Genomic DNA, 5,964 nt, shown 5'->3' on the forward strand with positions numbered 1-5,964 from the left:
ATCGGCAAAGCGCGGACCGTCTCTTTCGCCGGCAGTGCGTGGCAGCGCCCGCTCACATCTGCTCGGTCGGCGAGCGTCTTCGCATCGGCGCAACCGACACGGCGTCGACCGAGGCCGCGGCGCCCTGGTTTCCGAACGCCGGACGATCTTGCAAAACCGCCGCCCACTTCACGCGGGCGGTAACGACCAAGGGTTGCGCGGATGCATGCAACGCCAGTACGGTAGTCCCTGCAGAATCATGCAAAATGCTCCGCATCCGAGATGCAGAGACTTGCCCGCGGGAATCAACTTCGATTTGAACGACTTGCAAGCATTGCGCGCGGTAGTGGAAACGGGAAGTTTCCACAAGGCCACGGAGACGGTCAGCATTTCCCCGCCCGCCTCGAGTCGCCGGATCGACAAGCTCGAGGAGCGCTCGGCGTACGCCTCTTCGAACGCACCACGCGTCGCGTCACCCTCACCACGGTCGGTCGCGTGTTCGCACAGTTGGTCCGACGCAATTCTTTGACCTCGCGCTCCAGGGTCTTGATACGTTCACGCTCGGCCGTGCTCACGCCATCGCGTTCCCCACGGTCGACCTCGTCGCATTTGACCCAATCCAGAAGCGTCTGCGGCGTGCAGCCGATCATCGGTGCAATCGATTCGACTGCCGCCCACATCGATGGGTGTTCACTACGCTGCTCGCGTACCAAGCGCACTGCGCGCGCTCGGACTTCCGGGAAAACTTGCTTGGCTTCCTGTTCATGGCTCCATTCTCCCAAGAGTTGGAGCCTTCACAAAACCCGGGGCGGTTCAGATCTTTTCGTGCTTCGCGCGCCAGATCGGATTGATGGGGCGGCAATCGTGCGTCGAAATTCGTTATGGCCGCACCAGCCCGCGCATGTGCTTGCGCGTCAATTTGCCAGGCGCAGACCTTCGATACTGCGTAATGCTTAAAACGAGGAAAAAAACGCAACAAAACCAGCCTTAATTTAGGTGTGAAATCAGGGGACGACATTTTCGACTACGCGCGTCCCCTTTTCCTACGACATACATCCACGCGGCCTCATGTTTAACTCATGCCAAACCGGATCGGGCGTATTCCGAATCCGAGCGGCGCGCATCTTGAATGTTCACGAAGCAAATCAATGCTTCCATGACTTCCGGTGTGCTTCACGCACTGCCTTTGTACCGCGATGACGAACCGGCTATCGACGTGCGAACCGCGGCGCCTGGCTGTCGCGCCCGTTTCTCTCCAAGTGAAGATTGCCGATGCATCGCCATGGCAATCATGACCGGAACTTTAATGGTGAAAAACACCGAACACGTGAATTTCCGCAGCGCGATCTCCTGTGCGCCAGTAACAAGCGAGCCGCTCGAGTACCCGCTCGCATGCGTCTGATCTGTTTCCCCTATGCGGGCGGCTCGGCCGCCGTTTATCGTGGTCTGCAAGCCTTGTTGCCCGGCATCGAAGTGTGCCGTCATGAACTTGCAGGCCGAGGCAGCCGCCTGTCCGAGCCTGCCGTACGAGACATGTCGACGCTGATCGACGTGTTGCTGTGCGACCTGGACAACTGCTTCGATCGTCCCTTCGCACTGCTCGGACACAGCATGGGCGCGGCTATTGCCGTCGAACTGGCACTGCGGCTTCCCGCCCAGGCGCAACCGAACCTGCGGCATCTGTTCGTGAGCGGGCGCGCCGCACCGGGCAAGGAGCGACCTGTTCGACGCATGCAGGCGCTGGACGACCGCGCCTTCCTCGATGCACTGCACGAGATGGGCGGCACGCCGAAGCCGGTACTGGACAACAGCGAACTGATGGCGCTGCTGATGCCGGCGCTGCGGGCGGATTTCACGATGATCGAAAACTACCGGCCCGTGCCCGGGCGCAGGCTGGCGGTGGACATCACCGCGTTCGCGGGCCGGGCGGATGAACAGGTCCCCGTTGATTCCGTTGCAGGCTGGGGCGCCGAGACGACCGGGCGGTTCGATTTTCACGTCATCGAAGGAGATCATTTCTTCATGAGAAGCGAAATGCGGGCGATGGCCGGCATCATCGCGGCGCGCCTGCGGCGCGCGGAACACGTTGCGTCGAGCGCACTGCAGGCATGACGGGCCGATCCTCGCGATCGGCGTGCCGACCGGTGCCGTGTCGAATGAAGAGGCTCGTGCGCCCTATCGGCTTCCATGCCGGAGCCGCGGGCCGGTCAAGCATGCCTGGAGGCCGCGCGTCGCTTCCTTGCGCGCGATACTTGGAGTGCAATTGTGCAACGTAATCGAAAGCGAATCCTCGTAACAGGTGGCGCGGGTTTCCTCGGTTCGCATCTTTGCGAGCGCCTGGTCGAACTCGGTCACGACGTATTGTGCGTCGACAACTATTTCACCGGCACGAAGCAGAACGTGGCTGCGCTGCTCGGCAACCCGAGCTTCGAGGCGCTGCGCCACGACGTGACCTTTCCGTTGTACGTCGAGGTGGACGAGATTTACAACCTCGCCTGTCCGGCTTCGCCAATCCACTATCAATTCGATCCCGTGCAGACCACCAAGACCAGTGTGATGGGCGCGATCAACATGCTGGGGCTCGCCAAGCGCACGCACGCACGCGTTCTGCAAACCTCGACAAGCGAAGTGTACGGCGACCCCGATGTGCATCCGCAACCGGAGAGTTACCGGGGCAACGTCAACCCGCTCGGGCCGCGCGCCTGCTACGACGAAGGAAAACGTTGCGCGGAGACCCTGTTCTTCGACTATCACCGCCAGCAAAACGTGCGAATCAAGGTAGTACGCATCTTCAACACGTACGGGCCGCGCATGCATCCCAATGACGGCCGCGTGGTTTCCAACTTCATCGTGCAGGCGCTGCGCGGCGAGGACATCACGCTGTATGGCGACGGCAGCCAGACCCGGGCGTTCTGCTATGTCGACGATATGGTCGACGGTTTGATCCGGATGATGGCCACGCCCGCGGACCTCACCGGCCCGATCAATCTCGGCAATCCGCACGAGATCGCGGTCAGCGAACTTGCGCAGATCATTTTGCGCCTGACGGGCTCGAAGTCGCGGCTCGTATTCCGTCCGCTGCCGAAGGATGATCCGACACAACGTTGCCCCGATATTGGCCTCGCACGCACCCACCTCGATTGGGAGCCGACGGTCGGGCTCGAAGCGGGGCTCCGGCGGACCATCGACTATTTTCGCGCGACCATGCCGGCTTGACGCCGCGTCCGGAAACCACGCTTCGATGATCGGGATGCGATGGCATGACGTAGTGACGTTGCATCGCCTGTGTCCCATTTTTACGTGACAGACGCGATATGGACTACATGCTCCAATCAGGCCGTACCGTTACGCCATTGGCCAGGATGAAGCAATGCCAGTGTCCATCAATCCGCCTCGCAAGCCAGATCTCCTCGCATGGAAAAACTTGAGTATCTGAAGCATGTCGAATCGAAGGCGCGAACCTACGCGACATCTTTCCCACGGCTGTTTACCCATGCCAAAGGCATACGGGTACGCGACTCCGAGGGGCAGGAATACATCGACTGTCTGTCAAATGCAGGTACGCTCGCGCTCGGACATAATCACCCGGAAGTCAATGAAGCCGTCATGCGGTTTCTGTCGTCCGATCAAATTCAACAGGCACTCGACCTGGCGACGCCGGCAAAGCACGCGTTCGTCGAGCAGCTTTTCTCGCTTTTGCCCAACAAGATCGCCGAATCCGGCAAGATCCAGTTTTGCAGTCCCAGTGGGGCGGATGGCGTCGAAGCGGCTATCAAGCTGACCAGGCACCATACGGGCCGCTCGACGATCATGGCGTTCCACGGCGCCTACCACGGCATGACGGCCGGCGCACTCGCCGTGTCGGGAAATCTCACGCCGAAATCGGCCGGCGGCAATGGACGCGACGTTCATTTCCTGCCTTATCCCTATGCTTTTCGCTGCCCGTTCGGCACCGATGGCTCGGCGACCGATCAACTCAGCATCAACTATATTCGGACCGTCCTGTCCGATCCCGAGAGCGGGATAACGAAACCGGCGGCAATCATTGTCGAAGTCGTGCAAGGCGAAGGGGGTTGCATCCCCGCTTCCGACGCCTGGTTGATCGAGTTGCGCAACCTGACGCTGCGGCATGAAATCCCGTTGATCGTCGATGAAGTGCAGACCGGACTCGGTCGAACCGGCGCGCTGTTCGCGATCGAACATTCCGGCATCCAGCCGGACGTACTGGTGTTGTCGAAGGCATTCGGCGGCGGCTATCCATTATCGGTGGTGGTCTATGACAAGCGCCTCGACACCTGGCCGCCCGGCGCGCACGCCGGCACCTTTCGAGGCAACCAGATCGCGATGGTGGCCGGCTTGTCGACCATGCGCATCGTCGAACGAGACGGTCTGTCGGCGCACGCTGACAGAGTCGGAAAACTACTGGTTGCCGGCCTCGAAGCGGTTGCCGAACGCTTCCCCTGTCTGGGCCAGATACGCGGCCGCGGCCTGATGATCGGCGTTGAAGTCGTCATACCCGGCCCACATGGCCAAACAGGCCCAACCCATGCAGAACGGGCAAAAGCCATCAAGCTGAACTGCCTGCGAAACGGACTCGTCATCGAAACCGGCGGCCGCAACGGCGCGGTACTCAGGTTCCTGCCGCCGCTGATCGTTTCGGAAGCGGATATCCACGAGATTCTCAATCGCTTCGAGCATGCGGTGGAAACGGCTTGCCGTGCATAGCCGCACCGCGGCGCGACCATGCAGACCGACCGGTTCGGGTTTCGCCGTGATCCACGTTCAGAAAAGGACTATTGACCATGCTGGGCATGACGGAACGCAAGCTGCTTGTCGACGGGAGTTCTCCGTGGCTGCTGGAGCCTGCGTCGAACGGGCGCGATATCGTGCTGGCGGTGAACGACAACCGGGTGGAGCTGGAATCCCGGCTTCTCGAACATGGCGCGCTCCTGTTTCGTGGCTTCGACGTTTCATCCGTGGGCGGCTTCGAAGCGTTTGCTGACGCGATTTCGGCCCATAAGTCCGACTACGTCTATCGTTCCACTCCGCGCACCTCGATCGGCAATGGCATATTCACCGCAACCGAGTATCCGCCGAGCGAGACAATCGCACTTCATTGCGAAAACGCGTATCAACGAAGCTGGCCGCTGAGAGTGGCATTCTGTTGCCTTGCTCCGGCCACGACCGGCGGCGAAACGCCGATTGCCGACATGCGCGAGGTGAGCCGCAGGATCGGACCGCGCATCCTGCAGAACTTCGAGGCGAAACAGGTCCGCTATGTCAGGCACTACCGGCGGCACGTCGACATTCCGTGGGAAACCGTCTTTCAGACCTGCGACCGCAGCCAGGTTGCGGCCTTCTGCGCGGACAACGGCATCGAGCTCGAATGGCTCGACGACGACACGCTACGCACCGCACAGATCAGCCAGGGTGTGGCTTACCATCCGGTAACCCGCGACAGGGTGTTCTTCAATCAGGCACATCTGTTCCATATCTCGAACCTGGAAGCATCGCTCGCCAGTTCGATCGTCAGCCTGTTCGGCAATGACCGTATTCCGCGCAACGCTTTCTATGGCGACGGGAGTCCATTCGATCTCGCCGACATCGAGCAGATCCGCAACGCATTCCGCGACTGCGCCATCACGTTTCCATGGCAACGAGGCGACGTCCTGCTGGTCGACAACATGCGCTTCGCGCATGGCCGCAACCCATTCGAAGGCGAGCGCAAGGTCGTCGTGTCATTGCTGGACCCGTACTCCCCCGACAGTGAAGAAATGGCCGACCGTTAGCCAGCGCGAGCGTACGAATTAATAAAAATCCATATTGATCAAGTGCGCGAAACGCCATGTCCATGGATTACGGGGCAGACGTCGGATTAGAGCGATGCTCTAATTTCAATACCATCCAATTCAACAAGCAAGCTTGGCGGGATCGCCGCAACTGGTCCTGATGAATTCAACGTTTGGCAGACAACGAAGGTTGAGT

Annotated in this window: 5 protein-coding genes and 2 pseudogenes; 6 read left to right on the top strand and 1 reads right to left on the bottom strand. The window is 60.4% G+C overall.

The genetic code is table 11. The features are described from left to right. Window positions 1-238: 238 nt before the first annotated feature. Window positions 239-483 (top strand): annotated as a pseudogene (locus tag ACNQQL_RS06240) (helix-turn-helix domain-containing protein); the annotation flags it as partial. 2 nt (window positions 484-485) lie between these two features. Here the strand turns inward: ACNQQL_RS06240 and ACNQQL_RS06245 are convergent. Then, a pseudogene (locus ACNQQL_RS06245) lies at window positions 486-745 on the bottom strand (transposase); the annotation flags it as partial. A gap of 363 nt (window positions 746-1,108) precedes the next feature. Between ACNQQL_RS06245 and ACNQQL_RS06250 the strand changes: the two are divergent. The 5 genes from ACNQQL_RS06250 to ACNQQL_RS06270 all read left to right on the top strand — a co-directional run bounded on the left by ACNQQL_RS06250 (window position 1,109) and on the right by ACNQQL_RS06270 (window position 5,768). Then, window positions 1,109-1,381 carry a hypothetical protein gene (locus ACNQQL_RS06250; protein WP_347063586.1) on the top strand — a complete coding sequence of 91 codons (273 nt, stop codon included), beginning with the start codon at window positions 1,109-1,111 and terminating at the stop codon, window positions 1,379-1,381. Continuing rightward, window positions 1,372-2,091, top strand: coding sequence for a thioesterase II family protein (locus ACNQQL_RS06255; RefSeq protein WP_347063587.1), 720 nt, complete (start codon window positions 1,372-1,374; stop codon window positions 2,089-2,091). The genes ACNQQL_RS06250 and ACNQQL_RS06255 overlap by 10 nt, the downstream gene beginning before the upstream one ends. Before the next feature lie 153 nt (window positions 2,092-2,244). Beyond that, window positions 2,245-3,195, top strand: a complete 951-nt coding sequence (locus ACNQQL_RS06260) for a UDP-glucuronic acid decarboxylase family protein (RefSeq protein WP_347063588.1) — start codon at window positions 2,245-2,247, stop codon at window positions 3,193-3,195. 198 nt (window positions 3,196-3,393) lie between these two features. Then, complete coding sequence (locus ACNQQL_RS06265; RefSeq protein WP_347063589.1) at window positions 3,394-4,704, top strand: diaminobutyrate--2-oxoglutarate transaminase family protein; 1,311 nt, start codon at window positions 3,394-3,396, stop codon at window positions 4,702-4,704. Window positions 4,705-4,781: 77 nt separating this feature from the next. Beyond that, window positions 4,782-5,768 (top strand): TauD/TfdA family dioxygenase, encoded by a 987-nt coding sequence (locus tag ACNQQL_RS06270; protein ID WP_347063590.1) that lies wholly within the window; start codon window positions 4,782-4,784, stop codon window positions 5,766-5,768. The last annotated feature ends 196 nt before the right edge of the window (window positions 5,769-5,964 follow it).

The organism is Burkholderia sp. LFS061 (assembly GCF_047978125.1).
In the GTDB taxonomy this organism is placed as follows: Bacteria; Pseudomonadota; Gammaproteobacteria; order Burkholderiales; family Burkholderiaceae; genus Burkholderia; species Burkholderia pyrrocinia_C.

Excerpts from the sequence above, each read along its gene's own strand:
- ACNQQL_RS06270 (WP_347063590.1), top strand. The coding sequence starts at position 4,782 with ATGCTGGGCATGACGGAACGCAAGCTGCTTGTCGACGGGAGTTCTCCG.
- ACNQQL_RS06250 (WP_347063586.1), top strand. The coding sequence starts at position 1,109 with ATGTTCACGAAGCAAATCAATGCTTCCATGACTTCCGGTGTGCTTCAC.
- ACNQQL_RS06265 (WP_347063589.1), top strand. The coding sequence starts at position 3,394 with ATGGAAAAACTTGAGTATCTGAAGCATGTCGAATCGAAGGCGCGAACC.
- ACNQQL_RS06255 (WP_347063587.1), top strand. The coding sequence starts at position 1,372 with ATGCGTCTGATCTGTTTCCCCTATGCGGGCGGCTCGGCCGCCGTTTAT.